General features: G+C 32.4%; 26 protein-coding genes. 10 read left to right on the top strand and 16 right to left on the bottom strand.

Annotation, left to right across the window (positions count from 1 at the left end; translation table 11 throughout):
- Positions 1 to 31 precede the first annotated feature (31 nt).
- The 10 genes from OLM54_RS06350 to OLM54_RS06305 all read right to left on the bottom strand — a co-directional run bounded on the left by OLM54_RS06350 (position 32) and on the right by OLM54_RS06305 (position 9,996).
- Positions 32 to 2,563, bottom strand: a complete 2,532-nt coding sequence (locus OLM54_RS06350) for a PIG-L family deacetylase (protein WP_264537754.1) — start codon at positions 2,561 to 2,563, stop codon at positions 32 to 34.
- 143 nt (positions 2,564 to 2,706) lie between these two features.
- Positions 2,707 to 3,222, bottom strand: coding sequence for a hypothetical protein (locus tag OLM54_RS06345; protein WP_264537753.1), 516 nt, complete (start codon positions 3,220 to 3,222; stop codon positions 2,707 to 2,709).
- A 228-nt stretch (positions 3,223 to 3,450) separates the two neighbouring features.
- Complete coding sequence (locus OLM54_RS06340; protein WP_319802317.1) at positions 3,451 to 5,235, bottom strand: hypothetical protein; 1,785 nt, start codon at positions 5,233 to 5,235, stop codon at positions 3,451 to 3,453.
- Positions 5,236 to 5,360: 125 nt separating this feature from the next.
- Entirely contained in the window at positions 5,361 to 5,789 is a 429-nt protein-coding gene (locus tag OLM54_RS06335; protein WP_264537751.1) for an AI-2E family transporter, read from the bottom strand.
- Positions 5,790 to 5,806: 17 nt separating this feature from the next.
- Positions 5,807 to 6,472, bottom strand: a complete 666-nt coding sequence (locus OLM54_RS06330) for an AI-2E family transporter (RefSeq protein ID WP_264537750.1) — start codon at positions 6,470 to 6,472, stop codon at positions 5,807 to 5,809.
- A 99-nt stretch (positions 6,473 to 6,571) separates the two neighbouring features.
- Positions 6,572 to 7,102: a mechanosensitive ion channel family protein gene (locus OLM54_RS06325; protein WP_264537749.1), complete on the bottom strand. Its 531-nt coding sequence runs from the start codon at positions 7,100 to 7,102 to the stop codon at positions 6,572 to 6,574.
- A gap of 10 nt (positions 7,103 to 7,112) precedes the next feature.
- Complete coding sequence (locus OLM54_RS06320; protein WP_264537748.1) at positions 7,113 to 7,697, bottom strand: Maf-like protein; 585 nt, start codon at positions 7,695 to 7,697, stop codon at positions 7,113 to 7,115.
- A complete protein-coding gene (locus OLM54_RS06315) occupies positions 7,690 to 8,616 on the bottom strand; it encodes a geranylgeranylglycerol-phosphate geranylgeranyltransferase (RefSeq protein WP_264537747.1) in 927 nt (308 codons plus the stop codon). Before OLM54_RS06315 ends, OLM54_RS06320 begins: the two co-directional genes overlap by 8 nt.
- Positions 8,617 to 8,723: 107 nt before the next feature.
- The gene (locus OLM54_RS06310) at positions 8,724 to 9,251 is read right to left on the bottom strand and encodes a KdsC family phosphatase (protein ID WP_264537746.1); all 528 of its coding nucleotides are present in this window, start codon (positions 9,249 to 9,251) and stop codon (positions 8,724 to 8,726) included.
- Positions 9,235 to 9,996: a Rossmann-like and DUF2520 domain-containing protein gene (locus OLM54_RS06305; protein WP_264537745.1), complete on the bottom strand. Its 762-nt coding sequence runs from the start codon at positions 9,994 to 9,996 to the stop codon at positions 9,235 to 9,237. Before OLM54_RS06305 ends, OLM54_RS06310 begins: the two co-directional genes overlap by 17 nt.
- A gap of 169 nt (positions 9,997 to 10,165) precedes the next feature.
- On the opposite strand from OLM54_RS06305, the gene OLM54_RS06300 reads away from it, so the two are divergent.
- From OLM54_RS06300 to OLM54_RS06285, 4 genes are read left to right on the top strand one after another with little or no spacing between them, the layout of a single operon-like run.
- Positions 10,166 to 10,966 carry a hypothetical protein gene (locus tag OLM54_RS06300; protein WP_264537744.1) on the top strand — a complete coding sequence of 267 codons (801 nt, stop codon included), beginning with the start codon at positions 10,166 to 10,168 and terminating at the stop codon, positions 10,964 to 10,966.
- Complete coding sequence (locus OLM54_RS06295; protein WP_264537743.1) at positions 10,933 to 11,184, top strand: hypothetical protein; 252 nt, start codon at positions 10,933 to 10,935, stop codon at positions 11,182 to 11,184. Before OLM54_RS06300 ends, OLM54_RS06295 begins: the two co-directional genes overlap by 34 nt.
- A gap of 26 nt (positions 11,185 to 11,210) precedes the next feature.
- Positions 11,211 to 12,179, top strand: coding sequence for a hypothetical protein (locus OLM54_RS06290; RefSeq protein WP_264537742.1), 969 nt, complete (start codon positions 11,211 to 11,213; stop codon positions 12,177 to 12,179).
- Positions 12,180 to 12,181: 2 nt separating this feature from the next.
- Positions 12,182 to 13,228, top strand: coding sequence for a cell wall anchor protein (locus tag OLM54_RS06285; RefSeq protein ID WP_264537741.1), 1,047 nt, complete (start codon positions 12,182 to 12,184; stop codon positions 13,226 to 13,228).
- Between the two features lie 66 nt (positions 13,229 to 13,294).
- Here the strand turns inward: OLM54_RS06285 and OLM54_RS06280 are convergent, their stop codons facing one another.
- Complete coding sequence (locus OLM54_RS06280) at positions 13,295 to 14,983, bottom strand: glycoside hydrolase family 28 protein (RefSeq protein WP_264537740.1); 1,689 nt, start codon at positions 14,981 to 14,983, stop codon at positions 13,295 to 13,297.
- Positions 14,984 to 15,294: 311 nt separating this feature from the next.
- Between OLM54_RS06280 and ccsA the strand changes: the two genes are divergently transcribed.
- The gene (gene ccsA, locus OLM54_RS06275) at positions 15,295 to 18,492 is read left to right on the top strand and encodes a cytochrome c biogenesis protein CcsA (RefSeq protein WP_264537739.1); all 3,198 of its coding nucleotides are present in this window, start codon (positions 15,295 to 15,297) and stop codon (positions 18,490 to 18,492) included.
- Positions 18,493 to 18,573: 81 nt separating this feature from the next.
- On the opposite strand, the gene OLM54_RS06270 is transcribed toward ccsA, so the two are convergent.
- From OLM54_RS06270 to OLM54_RS06260, 3 genes are all read right to left on the bottom strand, one after another.
- Complete coding sequence (locus OLM54_RS06270) at positions 18,574 to 18,996, bottom strand: DoxX family protein (RefSeq protein ID WP_264537738.1); 423 nt, start codon at positions 18,994 to 18,996, stop codon at positions 18,574 to 18,576.
- A 76-nt stretch (positions 18,997 to 19,072) separates the two neighbouring features.
- On the bottom strand, positions 19,073 to 19,861 hold the full coding sequence (locus OLM54_RS06265) for an anti-sigma factor (RefSeq protein WP_264537737.1): 789 nt from the start codon (positions 19,859 to 19,861) through the stop codon (positions 19,073 to 19,075).
- The gene (locus tag OLM54_RS06260; RefSeq protein ID WP_264537736.1) at positions 19,861 to 20,391 is read right to left on the bottom strand and encodes an RNA polymerase sigma factor; all 531 of its coding nucleotides are present in this window, start codon (positions 20,389 to 20,391) and stop codon (positions 19,861 to 19,863) included. Before OLM54_RS06260 ends, OLM54_RS06265 begins: the two co-directional genes overlap by 1 nt.
- A gap of 302 nt (positions 20,392 to 20,693) precedes the next feature.
- On the opposite strand from OLM54_RS06260, the gene OLM54_RS06255 reads away from it, so the two are divergent.
- From OLM54_RS06255 to OLM54_RS06245, 3 genes are all read left to right on the top strand, one after another.
- The gene (locus tag OLM54_RS06255) at positions 20,694 to 20,873 is read left to right on the top strand and encodes a hypothetical protein (protein ID WP_264537735.1); all 180 of its coding nucleotides are present in this window, start codon (positions 20,694 to 20,696) and stop codon (positions 20,871 to 20,873) included.
- A 351-nt stretch (positions 20,874 to 21,224) separates the two neighbouring features.
- The gene (locus OLM54_RS06250) at positions 21,225 to 21,812 is read left to right on the top strand and encodes a glutathione peroxidase (RefSeq protein ID WP_264537734.1); all 588 of its coding nucleotides are present in this window, start codon (positions 21,225 to 21,227) and stop codon (positions 21,810 to 21,812) included.
- Positions 21,813 to 21,888: 76 nt separating this feature from the next.
- The gene (locus OLM54_RS06245) at positions 21,889 to 22,056 is read left to right on the top strand and encodes a hypothetical protein (protein ID WP_264537733.1); all 168 of its coding nucleotides are present in this window, start codon (positions 21,889 to 21,891) and stop codon (positions 22,054 to 22,056) included.
- Here the strand turns inward: OLM54_RS06245 and OLM54_RS06240 are convergent.
- Together OLM54_RS06240 and OLM54_RS06235 are read right to left on the bottom strand one after the other, a co-directional pair.
- The gene (locus OLM54_RS06240; protein WP_264537732.1) at positions 22,034 to 22,531 is read right to left on the bottom strand and encodes a GNAT family N-acetyltransferase; all 498 of its coding nucleotides are present in this window, start codon (positions 22,529 to 22,531) and stop codon (positions 22,034 to 22,036) included. The genes OLM54_RS06245 and OLM54_RS06240 overlap by 23 nt on opposite strands.
- A gap of 82 nt (positions 22,532 to 22,613) precedes the next feature.
- Positions 22,614 to 23,789, bottom strand: a complete 1,176-nt coding sequence (locus OLM54_RS06235; protein ID WP_264537731.1) for a thioredoxin family protein — start codon at positions 23,787 to 23,789, stop codon at positions 22,614 to 22,616.
- Between the two features lie 174 nt (positions 23,790 to 23,963).
- Between OLM54_RS06235 and menD the strand changes: the two genes are divergently transcribed.
- Positions 23,964 to 25,625, top strand: coding sequence for a 2-succinyl-5-enolpyruvyl-6-hydroxy-3-cyclohexene-1-carboxylic-acid synthase (menD, locus tag OLM54_RS06230; RefSeq protein WP_264537730.1), 1,662 nt, complete (start codon positions 23,964 to 23,966; stop codon positions 25,623 to 25,625).
- A gap of 100 nt (positions 25,626 to 25,725) precedes the next feature.
- A complete protein-coding gene (locus OLM54_RS06225; RefSeq protein ID WP_264537729.1) occupies positions 25,726 to 26,067 on the top strand; it encodes a DUF2853 family protein in 342 nt (113 codons plus the stop codon).
- The last annotated feature ends 1 nt before the right edge of the window (position 26,068 follow it).

Below are 26,068 nucleotides of genomic sequence, written 5' to 3'. Positions count from 1 at the left end.
TTGTTTTTTTAGCTTCCATATTCTGAAATATTTATTTTTTTAATTCTTGTTTAGGAGCTTCGATTGGCTGTTTTAGCGAGATAATATTCGAAAGCAATCTGTATGCTCCGGCAACACCTTCGGGTAGTTCTCGAAAAAAGCTTAAACCGGTGTAAATGTAATATCCTTTTCCATAAGGAGCTACTAATAATGCACCATCTTTGGCAGATTCGCCTTTATCATGTGATGATATAATAGGAGTGAAGGCTGCATCGTATTCGTTTGGATAATACAAACCTTGTTCTTGCGTCCAGCCTTCAAAATCTTTTGTAGTAATTTTATTAGGCGTATTTAAAACCGGATGATTTGGTGCCAGAAAAGTAACTTTTGCATTTTCTTCGGTTACACGATCATTTGATATTTTTAAAGGATACGGTGCAATTTGATCGGTTACGGTTTTGCCAAAAGTATTGTACTGAACAATCATGTTTTTACCGCCTTTTACAAAATCAAAAAGTATTTTTTGTTTGTTTGCCAATGCATTTACGGTATTGTAAGCACGAATTCCTGTAATTACAGTACTGAACGAATCCAGTTTTTCTGGCGTAATTTCTTCGGGTTTTACAATGGTTACTTTATAACCCATTTGTGCCAAACTCTCAGGAACTTCGTCTCCGGCGCCCATAATGTAGGCAATTGCGTCGCCGGAAGTTTTTAAATCTATTCGAATACATTTTGATTCGGCTGATTTTAAAACCATTTGTTTGGTAATATGATTGAAATCAATAATAATCTGATCTTTATCAAAACGTTTATTATCAACAATTGCAACACTTTTTGCAACGGCTTCTTCCGGTAATGTTGGCGGCGTTACTTCGAAATAAAAAGTTTGCTCATTTCCTTTTTTCGCTAAATTAAACGGAATTTCTTTTGGAGAAACTGCCCAGCTTTTAGGCAATTCAAGCTGCAAATTTCCTTTTATATCATCTTTTCCTGCGCGAACTTTTACGGGAATCATTTTGCTTTTTGTGCTTCCAAAAAGCAACACTTTTTCTAAAATTGAAGTTGTTACTTCGGGAACGATATCGAGAAAATTATACATTTCGCCTTTTACCCCATCGTTATATTTGTAAACAACAATGCGTTCAAACGGAATTTCAACGCCATTTATTTTTACATTAAAAACAACTTTTACTTCTCTGATAATATCCGGAATTCCAATGTTTTCCTGATTTGAAACGGTATACATTCCAACACTTGCTTTTTCTTTTAGCCAATACGGCTGCGTATATTCAATCGTATTTGGAAGCTGAATCTGAAGGTTTATTTTTTGATCGTTGTTATTTTGTAAAGTGGCGTTTTGAACTGTAGTTTTATTATCCGGCAATGTCGTAACGCTTGTTAACTGCATTTCAACAGCGCATCTGTTTATGACTTCAAGGTTTAATTTTACAGTACTTCCCGGAGTTGCTTCCTGTTCGCTTGCAACGGCTTCAAGATAAAGTCCGGAGCATGAGGCAATAATGTTTTTTATGGCAGTCGATTTTAATGTCTTCCAATGGCTATCATCTAAAGTCTGAATCATCGAATATGCTTTTACTAAATCTGGAATACTTGCCGATGGATTGCTAAAATTATAGTTTGCAATAATCTTTGAAATTAATTCACCAACAGGTTTTCCGTTTTTAACACGATTCCAGCTCGTGTCGATTCCGTCAAATAAATCATCGCGATCTTTGGGATTTTCTCCATTAATAAGCTCCAGATATTCTGTTTCATTGCCACGAACGCCCGTACTTCCAAAACCTTGCGATTGATGGCGGCTTCGGCTTAAAGCAGCAATTTCCTGATTTGATTTTCCAATTCCTGTATAATAAACTCCGGTTTCCAGTTTTGTAAACTTTGATTTATTGGCTGCATCAAATTTTTCCTGACTTCCGTAAAACCACCATGACGGATTAAAAAACAGGCGTTTTACCTGCCAGGGCGCAACATATTTTAATTGTTCAGGATAAATTTTAGGATCATTTGTTAATTTAAAACTTTCCACACTCAACATTGCCGATGATGTATGATGTCCGTGTGTGGTTCCCGGCGAGCGATGGTCGAATCGATTGATAATTACATCCGGTTGAAATTTTCTAATTGTCCAGACAACATCTGCAAGAACTTTGTCTTTATCCCAAATTTGTAATGTTTCATCCGGATTTTTAGAGAAACCAAAATCATTGGCACGCGAAAAAAACTGTTCTCCGCCGTCTATTTTTCGGGCTTCTATCAATTCCTGAGTTCTTATAACACCCAATAATTCACGCAATTGCGGTCCAATCAGGTTTTGTCCGCCATCGCCACGAGTTAATGACAAATATCCTGTTCTGGCATTCATTTCATTTGCCATATAGGAGATTAAACGGGTATTTTCGTCATCTGGATGTGCCGCAATATAAAGCACTGATCCCAGGAAATTTAGTTTCTTGATTTGATTATAAATTTCTACAGAACTTGGTTTTTGTGGTTGTTGTGCAAAAGAAATAGAAATTCCCGTAAAAAAAAGCAGAAGAATTAGTAACTGAATTTTTCGCATAGCGTATCGTTGGTGTTTTTTTAAAGTGCCTCAAAAATACTAATTATATTTTTGAAGATTATTTAAACGAAATGTTAATGTTGAATTTTATACATAATTGCCAATAAAAAAAGAGCATCAGTTTTGATGCTCTTATTGGTAATTTATCTTCTTCCATGTCCGTGGTGGTCATCATGGTGATCGTTATGATGGTCATCACGATCATGTCTATCATGTTTATCATGATTTCTGTTATCGTTGTGTTTGTAGTTTCTATGCTCATTATAACCATAAACCGGTCTTGGTCTGTATGGTCTTTGTTGCGCACCGTGGTATCCTTTATAATAGGTTACTCTGTGTCTGTCAAAATAAGTATAAGGAGTTCTGCCGTGATAGTCATTCAAAACTACTTTATATCCATTGTACAAATCATAATTACGATATTGTCTTGGTAAACGCGTTGTTCTAACCCATCTTCCGCCTCCAAAATAAATAAATTGTGAAGCTCTAACATCATAATATGCTTCAATATCCGGCAAATAATAATATTCCATTTCAGCGTAACCAGATGGTCCCCAAGCTGGTGGTGTTCCAATATTTACGTTTACTGATACTTGGGCTTGTGTGGCACTTGCAACCAAAAGAAATAATCCTGCGATTGCTATTTTAATTGTTTTCATTTTTTTTAGTTTTTATGTTAATCGTAATCCTATTTACCGATATTCATATATTGTGCCAAAAATAAAAACCAAATGTATTTTGACGAATAAAGTATGCGCTTCGTCGATGTTTAAGCCTTACTGTGTGTGGAATTGTCTAATTTTTAAATATTTACGAAAACTTTAAAAATTTCATTTTTTTTGATTTTTTTATGCAGAAACAAGACAGCAATTTTTCTTTTAAAAAGACTATTTGTATTCTACAATTCTTGGTTTTGCCAGCTCAAAATTTTGTAAACCAAAATCTGAAGTTTCAACTGTATTGGTTTTGAATACGTTATCTCCCTGTAGTGGAATACTTGGATAGTATGACAAGGATAATTGAAAGGAACTGAATACCAAATAGTCATTACTGATCAATAAACCCAAAGTGATTTTAGAATAGGCTTTATTATTAAACATAGCATCATTTTGACTTCCTAACACAGCAATCGAATAATTAAAAAACGGATTCATACGAAATCCCCATAAAGCATGCGGAGAATAGGTTTGCGTTTGCAATGATAAAACCGCTTTGCTGGTTCCGTACAACGCTGTATTAAAACCTGCAAGACCATTTTGTTCGTTTATATTAAGTTCATCGCCAATAATTTCTTCACGATTTATACCCAAAACAAATTTAGGATTCACGAATTGTCTTAATTTCCAGTTTCCGATCGTATATAATTTTGTAAAATAATTAGATTCGAATAAAAAAGATGTCTGATATGTTTTTGACTGATGAAAGTAAGTTCCGGCTTCAAAATTGGTACTTAAAAATCCCCAGTCATAATAATTTCCAAAAGAAAACTGAGCGCCCGCATAAGGCCGCCAATATTTATTTTTGTATTGATAACCGAGCGTTATACCATAAATTCTTCCAATAGGTACGTCTTCTGTCACGCCATTTCTAAAAATATAACTGTCTTTGACGAATTTTCGGGTATTAATTCCAATTCCGCTTAAAAGAAGTTTTTCATCAGAATAAAAATGTGTCGGATCATATAAATCGGATGGACTTTCTGTGTAATCTAAATTTAAAAATCGTGCCGATACTATTAAATTCGTAATTCCATTATTATCATCTTCAAAAACTTTTGTGGCTTTTCCTACCCAAAAATCCTGAACATTATTTTTAAAAGACTGAAAAGCGTATGTTGTATCCGGCAAAGGCGCTTGTAGCGTATCTTTTCTATAATTTTGTGCAAAATACATTCCGCCCGCCCATTTAGTCAACGGAGAATAAAAGGCTCTTTCAATATTAATACTTTTGCTGTAATTGTTATCCAGATCCATATTATATTTAAGCGTTGTACCTATATACGTATTTTTAATATTAGGTACAGTATACGTAATATCATTACCATTTTGACCATCTTCAAAACGATTTGTAAAACGGTATTCAAGCTGTTGCCCGGATCCAAAAAAATCTTTTTCCTTAAATCCAACCGAAACACGATTGCCTGATATTGAAAATCTGGGAATTGTACTCCAAGAATCTAAAACCCGAATGGTAACATCTACAGAATCTGATGCCGGACTGGCCAATTTTTTTGTAATTCTTACTGCCGACACGTATCGCTGCGAACGTATAAGACGCTCAGATTCCTGTACTTTATAAGAATCGTACGGAGCATTTCGTTTAAACAGTAATAAATTATAAATCGCTATTTTTTTTGTTTTAAGATGAAGTTTATTACCCGTTCTTTCGCCCCAGTTTCTTGGCATTGTTGTAGTATCTGCTATCGAATGTCCAAACGGATCGAGGGTTACTACATTAATTTTTCTGATAATTTTACCATCGTAACGCGTACTGTCTCTATCCAAAATTATGGCTTCTCTCTTTTTAGGTCTATTGGCTCTAAAAAGTAATTTGTGCAGGGTTTTGGTAAAATTATTTTTTTTAGAATAGTTCCGAATTTTATTATACACTTCGGTACTATCTTTTTTAGGCTCTTTTTTTTGTTTATCTACCTGCGCGCAAATGCTCTGCATGAAGAGGCATAATGTAATAGAAATTATTATTTTTAAGTTGCGGTGCATTAAATAATTTTTGGCTTTGTACAGGTAGTTTTTTACATGAAATATAAGATAAATATGACTCATATTTTTTAAATCGATTAATTATTAACTTTTTCGATTTTTAATTTTCGTATTCTCCACGTAAACTTTTTAGGCATATGATTTCCCATTAAATAACCCCAGGGTTCTAAAGATTCAATTCTTTCAAAAATAATTTTCAGAATCGCCAAAAGCGGAATTGCCAAAAACATTCCTGAAATTCCCGCAGCGGCACCGCCAATAATAATTCCCATAATGGATACAAAAGCATTAATTTCTACTTTAGAATTAATAATTAAGGGCACAAGTAAATTATTATCAATCAATTGTACGATCACATTAACAATTAAAATGCTTAAAAACACTGATGTTTCCGGTGTTCCGGATAAAGAAGCTAAAAGAGTTATAATACCCGCAATTGTAATACCTATATAAGGAATCAGGTTTAAAATTCCGGTTATTAATCCTAAAAGAATAAAATATTTCACCCCTACAATCCAAAGTCCTAAACGGTCAGGACTGAAACTACAATCATTTCGATTAATAAACTAACGATGTAATTGTTTATAGAAACTCGTATTTGTCCCAATATATCTTTTAATGCAGGATGATTTTCCTTGCTGATTAATTTTGCCAGAAAAAGAATAAAATGATCTTTATAAAGCAAAAACAGAAACGTATAAATGGGGATAATAGTACAATCTAAAAGTAAATCTGTTATGGATAATATGGCAGAACCTAAAGTAACGGCACCACTATTTTTTACAGAATCTTTGGTAACTGTATCAAGGTATTTTTTTTGTTCGCCAATACTAATATGAAAATTCTCTTTTACAAATTTATGAATCTCGGTTATAAAAGTATTTGTGTTCTTTTTTATAGTATCAAAATCGTTGGCAATATCTTTAACCTCGTAGGATATAAAAATTAATATACCAATAATAGTGGCGGCAAATATTAAAACGCAGGTAATCGCTGCGAGATGCCGCGGAAATTTAAGTCTGACATTTAAAAGTGTAAAAAGCGGGAGTAATAAAACGGCAAATAAAAAGGCCATCAAAACGGGTGTAATGATATCTTTTCCGATACAAAAAATAAATGCAAAGCAAAGTAAGCTTATAAGAATAAAGGAAAGTTTAGCATAAAATGGCAATTTTATAGTTCGAATCATGGTACTGAAATTAGGTTTAGATAAACAAAATTCCTATTTTATTCGAAATATACTGTTGTAGGTTTCCTCTATTACTTTACAAGATTCCCATTACAAATTTTAATCAAAAAACTCTTTTTCTTCATAATGTGAAGGCATAATCGAAATTCCTTTTTGCAATAATAAATTGTTTGGATAAATGATTTTTTCGCCGTCTTTGGTTTTTAAATTAACATGAAAAGCGCTGATGTCTTCAATTTCAGCTTCGATGGGAAAATCTTTATCATGAATTTTAATAGTATCACCAATTCTAAAAGGAAACGAAAAAAACAAAATCATTCCAGAAGTAATATTGCTCAAAATCGACCATTGTGCAAACATAGCCACACCAATTACAGTTGCAATTGACGAAACAGTAATGAAAATATCTTTGGTATCAACTCCCCAAATTACAACCAGACTAATGGTTACCAATATATTCATTAAGACATGAATGTATTTTATAACTAAATTAGTGCGATGTTCCAGCAATTGGCTTGAATGCGCAAAACGACGAATTAATTTTGCAATTATAACACGTAAAGCAATTAAAGTCAAAAGAAGAATTATGGTGGATGCTATTTCCTGGCTATATTCTTTGAAAGAAAACATAAATAAAATTTTACACTAAAGTACTCAAATATTCATAAACTTTAGCTGTTGGCAAACCCATGACATTGGTATAAGAACCTTCTACTTTTGCAACTGCCATAAAACCAAACCATTCCTGAATGCCATAAGCACCTGCTTTATCATAAGGTTTGTAGTTTTCGATGTAATATAAAATAGCTTCATCAGACAAGTCATTGAAAGTTACTTTTGTAATATCGTTCAAAAGAGTAGAAGAAGTATCTGTTTTAAAACAAACGGACGTAATTACTTCATGAGTTGTATTCGACATTGATTTAATCATTTCAAAAGCTTCCTGAGCACTTTTTGGTTTTCCCAAAGCTTTATTTTGATGCCATACAATTGTGTCGCTGGTTACTAAAATTTCGTTTGGTTTTAGTTCGCCTTCAAAAGCACCGGCTTTTAATTCAGCCAGATAATCAGTAATTTCAACCGCTTTTAATTCCGGCGGATAAATTTCTTCAATATCTTTCAGTCTAATTTCGAAATCCAGATCCAGATCTTTAAAAAATTGTTGTCTGCGCGGTGATCCCGAAGCCAGAATCAAACTATATTTTTTTAATTTTTCTTTAAGCATTGTACTTGATATTTAAGGTAATAACCAAAATAGATAAAATTCCGAAAAGTAATATCAGTTTTAAAACGGTACTCAAATGATGAAAGTCTTTTTGTGATTTTGCGGTAAAAATTTTTACAATAAAATATAAAAGCGGTGCCAAAACAAAAGCAAAAGCATATAAGGTAACGATATACAAATTGTTTTCAAGAAAGTATTTATCGATGTAAAGCAAACATAATATAAACGGAATAATCGCAAATCCCAGAACTATTTTTGTAGTTCTGCTTTTTCCAATCGCAATTGGCAAAGTATTCATTCCCTGATTATAATCGCCATCTACATCTTCGATATCCTTCACTATTTCACGAATAAAATTAATCATAAAAGCAAATAAAGCGTAATCAATTAATATTGAAAACATACTTGCCATTTGCGCCTGATTCTCTGCATTTGTAGCCGGAAAAAGATCAAAAACACCAATAACTATAACGCTAAATGATAGTATTGCAGCGACTACAAAATTTCCTAAAATCATGATTTGCTTTAGGTTTGTAGAATAAAAATAAAGCACCGATGCGATGAATATAGAAATTACAGCAAACGTTGGTCTCATGATCACATTTGATAAATAACAGCCAATCGCAACGCCGGTGATATTTAATGCGATATAAATATTGTAACCTCTGGTTTCAGAAATTCCTTTTCCAATTACAACATTATTGGGTTTATTAATGGTATCCGTTGCAACGTCAAGAATATTGTTAATTACATATCCGGCTGCAGCCAATAAAACAGTACTTAAAACCAATAATCCGTATTGCCAGTCGGCGAGAGCCAAAGGAATATCCTGTTGTTTTAAAAAAGCATAACGAAATAAAAGCTGCATAAAAGCCAGCATTAAAAGGTTTTGGTAACGAATGAGTTTGAGGTATTTCATTTTTTTTGAAGGTTCTAAGGTTCAGAGGGGCAAAGGGACAAAGATTTTTAGACTTACGAATTAATAATTAACAATTAACAATTAACAATTCATAATTCATAATTATCTTAATCATGTTTCCCGTTAAAATATTCCATCCATTTTCCCTGCACTTTCATTACTTGTTCGATTACGTCTCTTGCAGCACCTTTTCCGCCTTTTACGTGCGAAATATAGCGGCAAATATTTTTAATTTCAGGGCTTGCATCTTGCGGACAAGTTGGTAATCCTACTAATTTCATAACATGAAAATCAGGAATATCATCACCCATATATAATACTTGCTCTGGTTTTATGTTGTAAAGATCAGTATATTTCTTAAAAGTTTCAACTTTATCAGGAGTTCCTAAATGAATATCGGTGATGCCTAAATTTTGAAGTCTAACGCGCACGCCTTCATTGCTTCCGCCAGAAATAATACAAACATTAAAGCCGCTTTCAACAGCCGCTTTCATCGCATAACCGTCACGAATATTCATCGTGCGAAGAATTTCTCCTTCATTGGTTACAAAAACAGAACTGTCTGTAAGTACGCCATCAACATCAAAAACAAATGTTGTGATGTCGTTCATTATTTCTTTATAATTCTTTGCCATTATTTTGTATAGATTGTGTTAGTATTTTATAGATGTTTTTTTGATTTTTATTCGTTAAATACTTCAAATGTGCCTCAATTGTAGTCGAATCATTCCGTTTTGCAGGACCGGTTTGGGCATCAACTGGATTTAATGTATTTATTTTATCAGCGGTTTCCTGAATTAAAGGTTTTAAAATTTCGAAAGGAACCTGATTTTCTTCGCAAATTTCCTGACCAATCTGATATAAATGATTGGTGAAATTGTTTACAAAAACCGCTGCAACATGAAGTGCTTTGCGCTGCTCTGAATTTATTGGAAAAACTGCTTTTGAAATGCTTTTTGCCACTGTATCTAAAACACGAAAATCAAATGTATTTTCAGATTCCACACAAATCGGAATTATTGAAAAATCAACATCTTTGTTTTTAGAAAAAGTTTGCAGGGGATAAAAAACACCTTTTCGGTTTTTTGCATCTAAAGTATCAATTGAAGCCGCTCCTGAAGTATGAACAACAAGCTGATTGTTGAAAGGTAATTGTGCTGAAACTTCGGCGATTGCGTTATCACTAACGGCGATAATATATAAATCTGCCTCTTTTAAGTCCTCGAAATCGCTTGTAATTTTATCAAATTCAATTACACCACTTAAAGTTTCTTTTTTTCGGGAAAACACTTGTACAATTTCGATAGCTTCACTTTTGGCGAAAGCTTTTATCAAATGCTGTGCGACATTTCCGGAACCAATTAACGTTATTTTAATCATAACGCAAAATTAGCATTATTTTTTTTAAAGTAGATTGCTTTTGGTTTGAGTGATAATTTTTTTTAAAACATACTAATGCAATATTAGTAAGATAAATTGCGTAAATAATAATAGATAATATTTTGATATGATTATTTTTACGAAAATTTTAATCGAAAAAATACTTTTAATGAAAAAACATCTTGCAATACTTGCTACACTATTTTTTACAATAACAGGATTGGCCCAACAAATTGGTGACGGATATGCTCCAATGATAAATGACTTTGGTGGCTTGCTAAAATCAGGAGTATTTGGAGGTGTAAATCATACAGGTGGAGTTCCTGATTTATCTTATGGCGGACATCAGCATCTATTTGTAATTAGACACGCAAATTCAATTAATAATCATCAATTACAAATTGCTTCTTCATTTGCAGAAAATGACAGATTATTTTTTAGGAAAATAGTAAGTAGTGATTTAACACCCTTAAATCCAACCTGGATTGAAATTGCAACAAGAGGTGCAAACACTTTTAACGGAAGTCAAAGCATAAATGGGGATTTAATTGTTTCAAATTCAAGCCCTAAAAGTGCTCTTGAAGTTTTGGAAGTTAGCGATAGTAAACCACAAGGACAGACAGTACCAACTAAATCGGTACTTAAATTATCCAGAAGTGGAACGCTAAATTACTCCTATCCTGAAAATGCCGAATTTCGTATTGGACACGGTGGAGGAAGTGTGTATGGGAGTAAACTCGATTTGTATATAAACGGAGGTTCAAATACAAATTCTATACCCGATCAACATGTAATGACTTGGAATTACAATGGAAATGTAGGTATCGGAATTATAAATCCAAATAACAAATTAGACGTAAACGGAACAATTCATTCCAAAGAAGTAAAAGTAGATATGATTGGCTGGTCTGATTTTGTGTTAAAAAAGAATATAATTTGCCAACACTTGCAGAAGTTGAAAATCATATAAAAGAAAAAGGGCATTTAGAAAATATACCAAGCGAGGAAGAAGTACTTAAAAACGGAATTAATTTAGGTGAAATGAATGCAAAACTTTTACAAAAAATTGAAGAATTGACGTTGTATACAATTCAGCAATCAAAAGAAATTCAAGATTTAAAAGAAGAAAATAAATCTTTAAAGTTATTATCTGAAAGACTTGCGATACTAGAACAAAAACTCAAATAAAATCTAATTATATAAATAGCTCATTAATGAAAAAAATTACAACATTACTTCTTACATTATTTTCAGCAATATCAGGATCAGCCCAACAAATTGGTGATGGTTTAGCACCTGGCATAAGTAATTATACTGGGGCGATTAATTCAGGTGTATACAGCGGTTTCAATGCCATTGGCGGAATTCCTGATACAAGTCATACATGGAATCATCTTTTTGTGATTAGGCACGGAAATCCTAATAATGTGTTTCAATTCGAACTTGCTTCTTCATATACAGAAAATGATAGATTGTTTTTCAGAAAAACCAGTGGTGAACTAAATCCTGCATGGAATGAGTTGGCGACGAGAGGAACAAATACTTTTGCAGGAAATCAAATTGTGAATGGGAATTTAGTAGTCTCAAATTCAAGTCCAATAAGTGTTCTTGAAATTAATGAATTAAGTGATAGTAGACCACTAGAACAAACGGCTCCAACTAAATCGGTTCTTAAATTATCCAGAAATGGTACAGCAAATTACGCCTATCCTGAAAATGCTGAATTTCGTATAGGACATGGTGGACCTGGAATCTTTGGCAGTAAGCTTGATTTGTATATAAATGGAGGTGCAAATACAAATACGATACCTGATCAACATGCAATGACTTGGAATTACAATGGTAACGTTGGCATAGGCACAACAAATCCCAAAAATAAATTAGATGTAAAAGGTACAATACATTCTCAGGAAGTAAAAGTTGATATGGAAAACTGGTCTGATTTTGTCTTTAAAAAAGAATATAATTTGCCAACACTTGCAGAAGTTGAAAAGCACATCAATGAAAAAGGACATCTCGAAAATATTCCAAGTGAAGAAGAAGTACTTAAAAATGGCATTAATTTAGGAGAAATGAATTCAAAACTTTTACAAAAAATTGAAGAATTGACTCTTTATATGATTGAAATAAAAAAGGAGAATTTAGAGATGAAAAAAAGATTAGAAAAAATTGAGAATAAATAATTATGAAAAAAATATTATTACCACTATTTATTATGTGCATTTCTATCAACAATATTGATGCGCAAACAGCGACTTCTTTATCAATAAATGATACGAGGGGAATAAATGATTTACCAAATTTTGCTTCATATAGTGTTAGGGCTGATTTTAAACAAAGAAATGTTATTGGAGTTCCTGGTGAAGGATATTGGTCGACAAATTTAACTTTCTCACCTTGGGTTGATCATGATAACACAGGAGATAAGAATCATCAGCTAAATTTTAATAATGGGGGGATTTTTTATAGAAATGCATTTCCAACTGATGCACAATGGGGAGGATGGAAACAACTATTAATGACAAATGAAAATGGCAATGTAGGTATTGGGACATCAAATCCGTCTTCTTATGAACATGGAGGAAACAATAAGTTTTTAGAAATAAGTAATCCAAATACAAGCATACACTCTCAGTCTCATATTATTTTATCTTCGGGAGCAAATATTCCTGGTAGTTCTATAGGAACTATAACATGGGCATTACCAAATACAACTTCAAATTTTAAAGGCGCAGGTTTCGTAGCTATGAGAACAGAGGATAACTCGACAAGTTCAAGACCATCTGTAGCAATGGTTTTTGCTACAAGAGGTGCAGTAGGTGATTTTTGGAGTGAACAAATGCAAATTAGTGGTATTGGCAATGTAGGTATTGGTACATCAAATCCAAAAAATAAGCTAGATGTTAATGGTACAATCCATTCAAAAGAAGTTAAAGTTGATATGATTGGCTGGTCTGATTTTGTGTTTAAAAAAGAATATAATTTGCCAACACTTGCAGAAGTTGAAAAGCATATTAATGAGAAAGGGCATTTAGAAAATATTCCAAGCGAGGAAGAAGTATTTAAAAATGGCATTAATTTAGGAGAAATGAATGCAAAACTTTTACAAAAAATTGAAGAATTGACTCTTTATGTAATTGATCAAAACAAGAATATTCAAGGTTTGATGGAAGAAAATAAGAAGCAAAATGAAGAAATAATGGCTTTGAAAAAAAGTATATTATCTAAATAATCTCAAGAATAAAACCCAGCTTGATTAGTATTTAAACAAGCTGGGTTTTTCTTAATTTTTCTTCTATTAAAGTTTCACTGCTCCTTTAGAAACAGTTTCGCTAATTGTAGTTGTTTTAGAATAATCTGAATTCTTTGAAGAGATCAATTCTATTTTCTCACTTGCAGCGCCATCAATTGTAACGGCTTTTGGAGAAGTCGAGTTAAACTCTACATTTTTTAAAGACATATTCTTTCCGTTATAAATCTCAAATACGGTTGGACTTTCGATGTCTAATTTAGCATTTGTAATTTTGATTCCGCTTGCGTCGATAATCGAAAAACCTTTTTCGGCTTTTGCAGTTAAATTAGAAATTTCAATGTTTTGAAGATTCATTTCAGGCAAACCTTGTAAAAATACAGCTTGATATGCTCCGGCAATTGTAATGTTTTTGATCAAAATATTCTTGAATTGAGGCGTTTCCTCGTTTACCGGAACCACTTTTGTATTTATTTTATTTCCGCCTTCTGCCAAAGTTTCTGCAATAGATTTTCCTCCATAATACAAATCAAATGAAATAGCCTGCGACGGAATATCCGTCATATATATATCAGAAATAAAGATATTCTCAACAATTCCGCCACGTCCGCGATTACTTTTAAAACGTAATCCAACATCAGTTCCCATAAAAGTACAATTTGAAACGTGCAGGTTTTTTACACCTCCGGACATCTCACTTCCTACCGTTACGCCGCCGTGCCCGTGATAAACAATATTATTTCTTACGATAATATTTTCGCAGGGAATACCGCGATTACGACCATCTTTATCCTTTCCTGATTTAATACAAATCGCATCATCACCAACATCAAAACTAGAGTTTTCGATCAATACATTTTTGCACGATTCGACATCAAGACCGTCACCGTTTTGAGAAAACCAGGGATTTCGAACTGTTACATTTCGAACAATTAAATCTTCAACCATTAAAGGATGAATATTCCACGCCGGAGAATTTTGAAAAACAGGACCGTCAAAAAGTACTCTTTTACTATTTTGAATACTAACCATAACCGGACGAAGAAAATCATGAATGGCTTCAAATTCTTCCTTGGTTTTTAAATCAAGTCGCACATTTTGATCTGCTCCAACAGCAGCTTTCATAAAAGTTTCAGATGGATACCAACTGTCTTTTTTTTCATTTAAAACACCACCCGAAGCAACAAATTTTTTCCATTGACTTTCCGTTAGTTTACTTTTTTTAACTTGTCTCCAAACCTCTCCGGAACCATCCCAAACACCATTTCCGGTAAAAGCAATATTTTCCAGATTTTTACCGTAAATAGGAGAGATGCAACGCCATGTATTTAAACCTTCAAAACTGGTTTCTATAATAGGATAAAGACTTTTATCAGGCGAAAACTTGATTAATGCGCCTGTTTCTGCATGTAATTCGATATTGCTTTTTAAGATAATTGGTCCGGTAAGCCAGATTCCCGGCGGAATAATTACTTTTCCACCGCCTTTTTTTGATACGGCATCTATGGCATCGGCGAAAGCCTTTGTATTTAAAATATAACCGCCATTTACAGCACCAAAATCTTTTATGTTTACTGAATTATTTGGAATTTTTGGTTCCTGAACTTTGTTCATTTTAAATTCAATTCCGGCATAAGTTTCAGTAGATTTTGATTTTTGAGCCTGCATGTTTTCGGTGAAACAAGTTGCTAAAAACAGGGCAATAAAGCACAATAAGTTGATTGGTTTAGTTTTCATTTTAAATTATATGAGTGTGGTTATTAATAGTTGTAATTCTTATTTTGAAACACGATTTTTTATTAATAGTAAAATAAATGACTATTATAAAATATAAATTAAAAATGTAATCGATTACACAAATCTATAAAAAATAATTAGATTTAAAAAAGAAATGTTCTTCTTATTAAAACGGTATCGAGAGAGAATGTTATGAATTAGATATATAATTTTAAGATTTTTTTTTGGTTTTAATTAACAAATACCAAATATTGGAACTCAACATTTTTAAGTACTTTTGTGGCACTTTTATACAATGTAATTCCTCAGAAATGGATAAAAAAATATTCTCTTTTTTGTTTTCTACACGATTAATGGCCGTTCTTTTTTTAACATTTGCAATCGCAATGGGTGTTGGAACTTTTATCGAAAGTAAATACAATACTGATACAGCCCGAATTTTAGTTTACAATACCTGGTGGTTCGAGGCTATAATGGTCTTTTTCATGATTAATTTCTTCGGAAACATCAAACGTTATCAATTATTAAAAAAAGAAAAGTGGGCAACTTTTTTACTTCATATTGCCTTTATTTTTATTCTTTTAGGAGCTTTTATTACACGATATATCAGCTACGAAGGTATGATGCCAATTCGTGAAGGCGCTGCCGAAAACCAAATTTATTCTGATAAAACATTCATTACTATTCTTGCCGACGGAGAATATAAAGGCGAAATGAAACGCAGAGTTTTCGAGAAAAACCTTTTATTATCGCCGGTTACCAATAACGATTTTAGTGTTTCAGGAAAATTTGACGAAACTCCTTTTGAAGTGAGTTACAAAAATTATATCATGGGAGCTAAGGAAACCATAAAACCGGATGCAAACGGAACTTTATACCTGAAATTGGTTGAAGCGGGAGCAGGAGGACGTGAAGAACATTTCCTGAAAGAAGGTGAAGTTCAAAACATTCACAATGTTTTATTTGCTTTAAATAAACCTACAGATGGTGCCATAAATATTAATACAAAAGGCGAAAAATATACCATTCAAACTCCTTTTGAAGGACGTTTTATGCGAATGGCAGATAAATTAGAAGGAGACGTTACAAAAGATAATGTACAGCCTTTAATGATGCGTTCTTTATATAGTATTGGAGATATTCGAATTGTTTTTCCGGATCCTGCCATAAAAGGAATCGTTGATTATGAATCGAATAAGGATTTTAAAGCGAAATCTCATACTGATGCGTTAATTGTAACTTTAAAAGCTGACGGACAAGAAAAAGAAGTAAGACTTCTTGGTTCTAAAGGAAGCGTAGGCGAGCCTCAAACCGTAAAAATCGGGAAAATAGAGTATAGTTTATTCTACGGAAGTAAAGCGTATGTTTTGCCTTTTAAAATAAAATTAAACGACTTTATTGCTACAAAATATCCGGGAACAGAGAAAAGTTATTCTGCTTTTGAAAGTAAAGTAACCGTTCAGGATTCTGCAGAAACATTTGATGCAGATATTTATATGAATCACGTTTTAGACCATAAAGGATATAGATTTTTTCAATCTTCATTTGATCCTGACGAAAAAGGAACCGTACTTTCTGTAAACCACGATTTTTGGGGAACTTCAATTACTTATCTAGGATATTTTATGCTTTTCTTTGGTTTAATGGCAATTATGTTTACCAAACATTCTCGTTTTGCTGATTTGAAACGTAAACTGGAAGTTGTGAAAAAGAAAAAAGAAAAATTAATTACCATTTTCATTCTATTATTTAGCTTAAATGGTTTTGCGCAGGCACCTCACGTTCACGAACATAATCATTCACATAACGAAGATCCTAATGATCATGCCAATCACGTTACAGCGCCGCCAAGTCAGAGACAATTAGATTCGTTATTGACCATTTACAAAGCTCCGGAAGCACATGCGGCAAAATTTGGACGTTTGATTATTCAGGATGCAGGCGGAAGAATGAAACCTATTAATACTTTTTCTTCTGAATTATTGAGAAAAGTAAGTCATAAGGATACTTATAACGGAATGAATTCTGATCAGGTATTTTTGTCAATGACGCAATATGCTCAGGTTTGGATACAAATTCCGATTATTTATATCAAATCAGGAAACGATAGTATTCGTAAAATTATTGGTATTGACAAAGAGGCAGGATTTGCTCCTTTTGTAAATTTCTTTGATGCAAACGGAAATTATAAACTTTCACCTTATTTAGATGCTGCGTACAAAGCTGCAAATCCAAATCAATTTGAGAAAGATTTTATCGAAACAGATAAAAAAGTAAACTTAATGGAATCTGCTTTAAGCGGAAGCATTTTGAAAATTTTCCCAATTCCGAATGATCCAAACAACAAATGGGTTTCTTATTTAGAACGCCAAAGTGCCGGTCTTAAAGGAATGGATTCTACATACGTACGACAAATTCTTCCCCTATATTTTAGCGCTTTAAATAACGCTTCTATTTCAAAAAACTTTAATACAGCCGATCAATTGGTAGAAAGTATTAATGGTTTTCAAAAGAAATTTGGCGCAAAAGTACGTCCAAGCGAGCAAAAAATTGACGCTGAAATTGCTTATAATAAATACGATGTTTTCAAAGTTTTACCTTATTGGTATATTACAGCATCAATCTTAATGTTGATTTTTACAATCGTAAATATCTTTTTTGAGAAAAAATGGCTTCGCATAACAGTAAATGGTTTTCATATTATAATTGGTCTTTTATTTGCGCTGCATACATTAGGATTAATTGGACGTTGGTATATTTCCGGTCATGCACCGTGGAGTAACGCTTACGAATCTATTGTATATGTGGCGTGGGCAACGATGTTCTTTGGTTTAGCTTTTGACAGAAAATCTAAATTAACCGTAGCTTCATCAGCCTTTGTAACGGCAATGATATTAATGGCGGCATACATGAACTGGATCGATCCGGAAATTGCAAATTTACAACCGGTTCTTAATTCATATTGGTTAATGATTCACGTAGCAGTTATCGTAGCAAGTTACGGTCCTTTTGCTCTTGGAATGATTCTGGGTTTTGTGGCTCTTATATTGATTTTCTTTACAAATGAGAAAAACAAAACTAAGATGGCGTTAAATATAAAAGAGATCACGTATATAAACGAAATGGCATTAACAATTGGTTTGATCATGTTAACGATAGGAAATTTCCTTGGCGGACAATGGGCAAACGAAAGTTGGGGACGCTACTGGGGATGGGATCCAAAAGAAACCTGGGCATTAATATCCATTATGGTGTATGCATTTGTAATTCATTCACGTTTTGTGCCTTCGTTACGCGGAAAATGGTTCTTTAACTTAATGAGTATGTTTGCTTTTATTTCGATTTTATTCACTTATTACGGAGTAAATTTCCACTTAGTCGGGCTTCATTCTTATGCAAGCGGAGAAGCACATTCACTAAACTGGATTTATTATTGTATGGGAACAATTAGCGTAATAGGTGCCATTACATATCCAAGTTACCGCAAACATTATAAAAGTAAAAAGTAAATTTCTAATTCATAAAAAAGGTTCAACAATAAGTTGAACCTTTTTTTTATGCTAAAACTCTAATTTGTCAGTAGTGATTATTTAGGGAGTTTCCCTATTATGTTTCTGATTTTTAAAACCGTTTGGATACATAATAGCCAATAAAACAAAAATCAGCAAAACGTTATATTCTGCACCGTTTCTTCCGCCGCCTACAACAAACCATCCTTCCTGAAAATGAACCAGGATAATTCCCATTATTAAAATAAAAATAGTGACAAAACCAGCCGGTTTAACATACTTATTTACAAGCAATAATACAGCGGCAATGATGTGTGATATTTTTACGGACCAAGCCAGAAAAACGCCAAACGGAGCAAAACCAATCTGGTTAAGATATAAGTTTCCAAAATCATTAATGCCGTTATCGAAAATTCCAAAGACAGAGTGGGAGAGAAGTATAATTGCTGTTGCAATTCTTAAAAGTAAATTTCCGTTCATAGTATAATGGTTGATTGTTAGCATTTTAAATTAAAAATAATAAAAAAACGCACATTAAAATAAATTAATATGCGTTTTAAATTTTGTATTATAAAGCGTTTTAAACTTTTCCTAAAGTATACAATTGTTCCATTGTTGGAGTTAAACTTCCTCCGGCAGGCTCAAGTGTAATTCCAAAAGCTTCTGCCGAAACCGTTTGGTCTACAGCAAATATTTTTTGATTATTTGAATCAAAATTGTCTAATAAACCAATACTTGTTGGTGTAAGTACCGGACTTAATTTTAAAGCCCAAACCTGATATACCATGCCTTTTGGTGGTTTTGGTAAACCTGCAGCATCTATATAAGTCGTTTTGGTATCTTTATTCCAGTATACTTTTGCAAATGATGTTGGAGAAACTGCCTGACCGCCAAGTGTTACACCTGTGTTTTTAATATCCCTAACAATAGTTAAGTTTTTCTCAGTTTCTTTATTTTGCTGATCTAAATACGCAAACTCTTTTTCTATTTTATTTTTTTGATTACCAACATCTGTAATAGCATCTTTGGTTTTTGTTAATTCTAAAGTTTGATATCCAAGACCTAAAAGCAATACGACCGCAGCAGCCCAACCCACATATTGAGACCAGTTTGATGCCGGTTTCATGTCGACTACTTTGCCATGTTTCAGTTCTAAACGTGCTTTTATTTTCTCGAAATTAGCTACTGAATGAAAAGGTGAAAAACTTGATGATAAAGCCACAATAGCTTTTTCTATTGCAAGAATTTCCTGTTCAACTTCGGGATTTTTCTTTGCCAATTCGGCGATTTCCAGATTTTCTGCTTCGGTTAATAAACCATAAACGTAAAGTTCCAGAGTTCCTGATTCAATATATTCTTGTGCTTCCATTATATTTTTAAATAAGTACGTAAATCGTTAATACAGTTTCTGTTTTGTGTCTTGATAGTTCCCAACGGAATTGCCAGTTCTTCTGACGCCTCTTGCTGTGTATATCCTTTGAAAAATAATAAGTCAATAATTTCAATACACTTTGGTTTTAATTTTTTTACAAATTCCTGAATTCCAATCGTGTCAATTTTATTAGTGAGTTTATTACTGTCATCTAACAGATTTACGAAATTATCTGAAGAAAGGTTTTTTTGGCTGTTATTAAAGTTTTTCGATCTTAATTTATCAATGCTTGTATTGCGGGCAATATTAAGGATCCAGGTATAAAATCGGCCTTTACTTTCATTATACGAATCTATATTTTTCCAGATTTTTACAAAAACTTCCTGCAAAACATCTTCGGCTTCTTCACGGTTTTTTATGAGAACATTGATGACCGAAAACAAACTTTTCGAATACATATCGTACAAATGGGTAAAAGCTCTTTCGTCTTTTTTATAAATTAAAACTAACAATTCTTCTTGACTCATACATTTAGATTTTTAAGCTTAAACAAAATTTTAGGAAATATTTTATTACAATGTTATAAAGATAATTTATTTTTTTATGAAAAAATATTTTTTTTTAAAAGCTTGTAACCCTTTAAATATAAGGTCTTTGTGAGAAAAATTACTTTTTTTTACTTTTTTTTCAATTTTTTAAAACCAAAATTTAATCCCTTACGTATATACCATTATAAAAGTAAGTGAAATAATACAGAAACAAAAAACGCAGATAAAAGCCAGTAAAAGAATGTCAAAAAGTGAGTTTCAATAATCAAAAAATTAATGTCATGAATAACATAAATAAATTGAAAATATTGATCGTTGCCCTAACAAGTGTTTTGCAGTTTGCAAATTTTACCGGCAGTAAACTTCGTAAAGGTATTGTTCGAAATAACGCATATGAAATACCCGTAAGTTATAATTCAGAAAATAAGAAAGACTTTATTGATACAGGATTTAAAATTTAAAGATTTATAGTTGGTGCGATCGGACTTCCAACCCGAAAATTTACCCTAATTACAAACATCCAGACAATAAAACCATTTAAAAATTGTAAACGCCAAATATTGGAAGTTAGCAAATCAGGGATAAAATAAATTTTCATCATAACTGTGACACACCAACTATAATTTAAGATATAAAGCAAAAATTGCTTAGAAAATTAATTTCATGGTTTGATTTGTTTGTATGGGGAGAAGCCTAACGAGTGATTAACGTTAGGCTTCATTTTTTTATTTAACTTTTGTTTAATAAAAAATAATGCCGTCAAACACTTTATAAGAAACTGATTTTAATTAATTTTATAAAAAATATAAACAATGAAAAAATTACTATTTCTAGCCTATAGCGCACTATTTTTAATTAGCTGCCAAAATCAGGCGCAAACCAATAAAACAAAAACGCCTAAAACGGATAATGTTATGACAAAAGAAACTATTTATCAATTTAAAGTAGAAGATTTATCAGGAAATCCTTTTGATTTTGCTTCTTTAAAAGGCAAAAAAGTAATGATTGTAAATACGGCTTCAAAATGTGGGTTAACGCCTCAATACAAAGATCTTGAAGCAATTTATAAAGAATATAAAGATAAAGGTTTTGTAATTGTAGGTTTTCCGGCAAATAACTTTGCATCACAGGAACCTGGTACAAATGAAGAAATTGGCGCTTTTTGTCAACAAAATTACGGTGTTACTTTCCCAATGATGGATAAAGTTTCGGTAAAAGGAGATGATATGTGCGAAGTATATAAATTCCTGACTCAGAAATCTAAAAATGGTTTACAGGATTCAGAAGTAGAATGGAATTTTCAAAAATATCTAATCAACGAAAAAGGCGAATTGGTAAAAGTAATCAAGCCAAGAACATTGCCAACAGATCCTGAAGTTATCAACTGGATAAAAAGCTAATCGATAAACTATCAACCCAAAAAATCCACAAATTTGTAATTATTTACAAGTTTGTGGATTTTTTTTGTTTCAAAGCATGTCATTGGGAGGAACGAGTCAATCTCAAATATGTCATTTCGACGGAGGAGAAATCGCACAAGAAACTCCATTCCTAAAAGCGCCAATCTTTGTAGAATTTCTCGTGCGATTTCTCCCTTCGGTCGAAATGACAAAAATTGCGTTTAAACCAATATCAACTGCATAAAAACCAAATCAAGCCAGTGATCAAATTTGTATCCCACTTCACGGATAGTTCCGGTTACAGTAAACCCAAATTTTTCATGAAAAGCAATACTTCCTGCATTATCAGCATCAATGGCGCCAATCATAACGTGATAACCCTGATCTTTTGCTAAACGAATTAATTCAGTCAATAATTTAGAACCAATCCCTTTTCCTATTACATGATCGACCACATAAACAGAATGTTCGACCGTATATTGATAGCCAATTTTTTCACGAAATTGCCCATAACTACCAAAACCAACTACTTCGCCATCTAAATCGGCTACGACAATAGGCAGGTTTTTTGCTTTTTTATCTTCAAACCATTTTGTCTGTACTTCAAGAGTTTGAATATCATAACTATAATTTGCTGTAGTATGCAAAATAGAATGATTAACGATTTCCAGAATTTTTTCTAAATCATTTGTAGTTGCGGGTCTTAGTATAACGCTCATCGGTTTTGTTTTTTTGCCAGAATTAAAAATAAACAAATTGTTCTCAGATAAATAATTCGTGAATTCGTGGCTATTTTGATTATTATTTAGTGTTTAATTCAGCTAACAGAGTATCAACATCTTTAGAATTCCAGTTCATTTCATTAGAAATAACCTTAGCATCTTTGGCATATTTTAAAGCTAATTTCTTGTCTTTAATTTTATTATAAAGTCGGGCCAAAAGCAGATTTCCATCGTATGAATCATTTAATTCCAAAGAATGTTTTACCCATGAAATTGATTTTTTAAGGCTTTCTTCATCCGTAATATGTTTTAAATAAGTCTGTCCGATGTCCTTTAGAAAACTGGCATCATTCCAAACTAATTTTTGAGTATCTTCAAGCGTAACTTTTTTATAAAATTGCCATTTCTCTGTTCTTTCTGCCAACGTTAAATCAAACTTAAAAACCAGAGAATCTGTTTTTTGCAAACGAATAGATTTTGCGATTTCTCTTTTTTTATAATAATTTACCGTATCTAAATTATCAACATACGGGCGCAGTAATTCAGTAACAATATTTTCTATTTTGCGATCGACACGATTTTTTGAAGCCACAGCAGCAAATTCTTTCTGATGTTTTAAAACATACTGAAACTCTCTCGAATTAATATCAGTTACACCATTTGCAATCACGCGCCAGTTTGTTTCGCTAACTAATTGATCATCAGATTGCGTTTCAAGATAAATATGGGTGGGAATTGCTAATTCTGTTCTTTCTTGCCCTTTTCTCATTGTATTTAAATAAGCAAAAAACTTGGTCGAATTGCTTTTATCGGCTAAAAACTCTTTTTCTAAATAAGGCAATTGCATCTTAGAATTCAAAGCGTAATTGGCTTCCGTCATAAATTCAGGTTTTTTCATTTCACCTTTTAAAGCATACAAAAGCGTTTCATTGGCATCTAAAAATAAAAAAGCAGGCAATGCTTTCGTATTGAATTTATTTTTTAGCGCTATTCCTTCTTCTTTTTCTATATTTTTCCAAACACAAACGTAGTTTTTTTTAAGAAAATCCATAACTTCTGTATCACTAAAAACATCTTTTTTCATTTGATTACAATGCGGACACCAATCAGCATAAAGCATTATAAAAAGTGGTTTTCCTTCTGTTTTTGCAGTTTCCAGCGCTGTTTTATACGGAATATCATCCGGAACAAAATGATTTTGAGCACTAATAATCTGCAATGAAATAAAAAGAAGGAATGTATATAGAAATCGCATTTTGATTTTATTTTTTATTCGAAATTCGGTTTTACAAATATATTCCCTTTTTCTAAAAAGCAGCTTTAATATCTTCCCATTTATAAGTTAAATCAACTGCGAAGTTTGTAACTTTGTATTATTAAAAGAGGATCTTTATTTTTGATTTTCTTATATAAATAATACTCCAAAAGAATGATTTACCCCAAAATACCGCTTGCCCAAAGCATTATCGAAATTTGTTTAGCAAAAGGAATCACCAATATTATAATTTCTCCGGGATCAAGAAATGCACCTTTAACAATAGGTTTTGCCCAAAATCCTAATTTTACCTGTTACAGTATCGCAGATGAACGCTGCGCCGCATTTTTTGCATTAGGAATTGCACAGCAAATTAAAAAACCAACAGCAATTATATGTACTTCAGGATCAGCACTGTTAAATTATTATCCGGCTGTAGCCGAAGCATTTTACAGTCAGATTCCGTTAATTGTAATTTCTGCAGATCGTCCGCAAAGTAAAATAGACATTGGCGACGGACAAACGATTCGTCAGGAAAATGTTTTTCAAAATCACTCTGTTTTTAATGCCAATTTGACTGAAGAAGCTTCTGAAGAAAATGACTTAAAAATAAATAAAGCAATCGAAACGGCCATTCTTCAAAAAGGTCCGGTACATATTAATGCACCTTTCGAAGAACCGCTTTATCAAACTGTAGAAACGCTTTCAGTACATCCGAAAGTCACAATTTCAGAGCAAATTATTGGAACAAAAACAATAGAAAACAGCGAAGAATTTGTTTCAATCTGGAATTCAGCCAAACGTAAATTAATAATGATTGGCGTAAACGAAGCCAATACTATTGATGAAAAAATTATAGAAAATTGGGCAAATGATCCATCTGTTGTAGTGTTGACAGAAACAACTTCTAATCTTCATCATCCGGGTTTTATCAATAGTATTGATACTTTAATTACTCCATTTCAAGATGTTGATTTTCAAGAATTTCAGCCCGATCTTTTAGTAACTTTTGGGGGAATGATTGTTTCAAAAAGAATCAAGGCATTTTTACGAAAATACCAGCCAAAACAACATTGGCACATAGATACTTTGCGTGCGTATGATACTTTTAATGCATTGACAAAACATGTTGTGATGCAGCCAAATGATTTTTTTACAGATTTACTTTCAAAAACCGGCATTACAGAAAGTGATTATTTTTCGAAAATCGATACAATTTATGATTTGCGAAAAGTTAGAAAACAAGAATATTTAAATAAAATACCATTTTCAGATTTTCAGGTTTTCGAAAAAATAATTGAGGCTTTGCCAAAAAACAGTCAATTGCAAATTAGCAATAGTTCAGCCATTCGATATGCACAATTAATTGATATTGATAGTTCTATCGAAGTTTTTTGCAATCGTGGCACAAGCGGAATAGACGGAAGTACATCAACGGCAATTGGAGCTTCGGTTGGGAGCAAAAAACCAAATGTGTTTATAACCGGAGATATTAGCTTTTTGTATGATAGTAATGCTTTGTGGAATTCATATATTCCAAAAAACTTCAAAATTATATTGATAAATAATGGAGGAGGAGGAATTTTCAGGATTTTACCCGGTCATGAAGAAAAACCTGTTTTTAATACTTATTTTGAAACTTCGCATCATTTAACTGCAGAACATTTAGCCAAAATGTACAAAATGAATTATTTTACAGCAACAGATTTAGATTCTTTAAATAAAGGAATTGAAACATTATATGCTAATAATGATGCGCCAACTATTTTAGAAATTTTCACACCAACTTTAGATAACAATGTTATTTTAAATCAGTTTTTCAAAGAATTAATTTAGTTTTAAAATATAAGTTAAATAATATTAAAATAATTGTTTTTGTAAGAATAATATTTAAATTTGAATACTTTTAATGAGTAATAAATTTAAACTATTTTATATGAGCACAAGAGAAGAATTAATTAAAAAGTATGCAGGAGATCTAAAAGAAAAATGCGGTGTAACTCCAAATATGGATTTATTGACCAAAGTAACAATTGGCTGCGGACCGGCAATTTACAATGCCGATGCATCAACGGTTTCAGCAACACAGCATTCAGAAATAGATACAGTGAAAAATAATTTCCTGATTAAAAAATTAGGTTTACCAAATGGTCCGGAATTAGAAGCGGCAATTCATGCGGTTCTTGAAAAATACGGACATTCGAACAAACACAAATACAGAGCAGTAGTTTACTATTTATTGACCATACACTTTAAAAAAGAAAGTGTTTACAAATAGA

The organism is Flavobacterium sp. N1736, from assembly GCF_025947065.1.
Lineage (GTDB): Bacteria > Bacteroidota > Bacteroidia > Flavobacteriales > Flavobacteriaceae > Flavobacterium.
Note: the sequence above shows the minus strand (reverse complement) of the source record. Positions and strands in the feature narration are given on the sequence as shown.

Coding starts and splice junctions, on each gene's coding strand:
- OLM54_RS06250 (WP_264537734.1), top strand. CDS start 21,225: ATGAAAAAATTACTATTTCTAGCCTATAGCGCACTATTTTTAATTAGC.
- ccsA (WP_264537739.1), top strand. CDS start 15,295: ATGGATAAAAAAATATTCTCTTTTTTGTTTTCTACACGATTAATGGCC.
- OLM54_RS06240 (WP_264537732.1), bottom strand. CDS start 22,531: ATGAGCGTTATACTAAGACCCGCAACTACAAATGATTTAGAAAAAATT.
- OLM54_RS06350 (WP_264537754.1), bottom strand. CDS start 2,563: ATGCGAAAAATTCAGTTACTAATTCTTCTGCTTTTTTTTACGGGAATT.
- OLM54_RS06225 (WP_264537729.1), top strand. CDS start 25,726: ATGAGCACAAGAGAAGAATTAATTAAAAAGTATGCAGGAGATCTAAAA.
- OLM54_RS06255 (WP_264537735.1), top strand. CDS start 20,694: ATGAATAACATAAATAAATTGAAAATATTGATCGTTGCCCTAACAAGT.
- OLM54_RS06280 (WP_264537740.1), bottom strand. CDS start 14,983: ATGAAAACTAAACCAATCAACTTATTGTGCTTTATTGCCCTGTTTTTA.
- OLM54_RS06300 (WP_264537744.1), top strand. CDS start 10,166: ATGAAAAAACATCTTGCAATACTTGCTACACTATTTTTTACAATAACA.
- OLM54_RS06245 (WP_264537733.1), top strand. CDS start 21,889: ATGTCATTGGGAGGAACGAGTCAATCTCAAATATGTCATTTCGACGGA.
- OLM54_RS06265 (WP_264537737.1), bottom strand. CDS start 19,861: ATGGAAGCACAAGAATATATTGAATCAGGAACTCTGGAACTTTACGTT.
- OLM54_RS06305 (WP_264537745.1), bottom strand. CDS start 9,996: ATGATTAAAATAACGTTAATTGGTTCCGGAAATGTCGCACAGCATTTG.
- OLM54_RS06320 (WP_264537748.1), bottom strand. CDS start 7,697: ATGCTTAAAGAAAAATTAAAAAAATATAGTTTGATTCTGGCTTCGGGA.
- OLM54_RS06270 (WP_264537738.1), bottom strand. CDS start 18,996: ATGCTAACAATCAACCATTATACTATGAACGGAAATTTACTTTTAAGA.
- OLM54_RS06235 (WP_264537731.1), bottom strand. CDS start 23,789: ATGCGATTTCTATATACATTCCTTCTTTTTATTTCATTGCAGATTATT.
- OLM54_RS06290 (WP_264537742.1), top strand. CDS start 11,211: ATGAAAAAAATTACAACATTACTTCTTACATTATTTTCAGCAATATCA.
- OLM54_RS06315 (WP_264537747.1), bottom strand. CDS start 8,616: ATGAAATACCTCAAACTCATTCGTTACCAAAACCTTTTAATGCTGGCT.
- OLM54_RS06340 (WP_319802317.1), bottom strand. CDS start 5,235: ATGCAGAGCATTTGCGCGCAGGTAGATAAACAAAAAAAAGAGCCTAAA.
- OLM54_RS06325 (WP_264537749.1), bottom strand. CDS start 7,102: ATGTTTTCTTTCAAAGAATATAGCCAGGAAATAGCATCCACCATAATT.
- OLM54_RS06330 (WP_264537750.1), bottom strand. CDS start 6,472: ATGATTCGAACTATAAAATTGCCATTTTATGCTAAACTTTCCTTTATT.
- OLM54_RS06310 (WP_264537746.1), bottom strand. CDS start 9,251: ATGGCAAAGAATTATAAAGAAATAATGAACGACATCACAACATTTGTT.
- menD (WP_264537730.1), top strand. CDS start 23,964: ATGATTTACCCCAAAATACCGCTTGCCCAAAGCATTATCGAAATTTGT.
- OLM54_RS06260 (WP_264537736.1), bottom strand. CDS start 20,391: ATGAGTCAAGAAGAATTGTTAGTTTTAATTTATAAAAAAGACGAAAGA.
- OLM54_RS06345 (WP_264537753.1), bottom strand. CDS start 3,222: ATGAAAACAATTAAAATAGCAATCGCAGGATTATTTCTTTTGGTTGCA.
- OLM54_RS06285 (WP_264537741.1), top strand. CDS start 12,182: ATGAAAAAAATATTATTACCACTATTTATTATGTGCATTTCTATCAAC.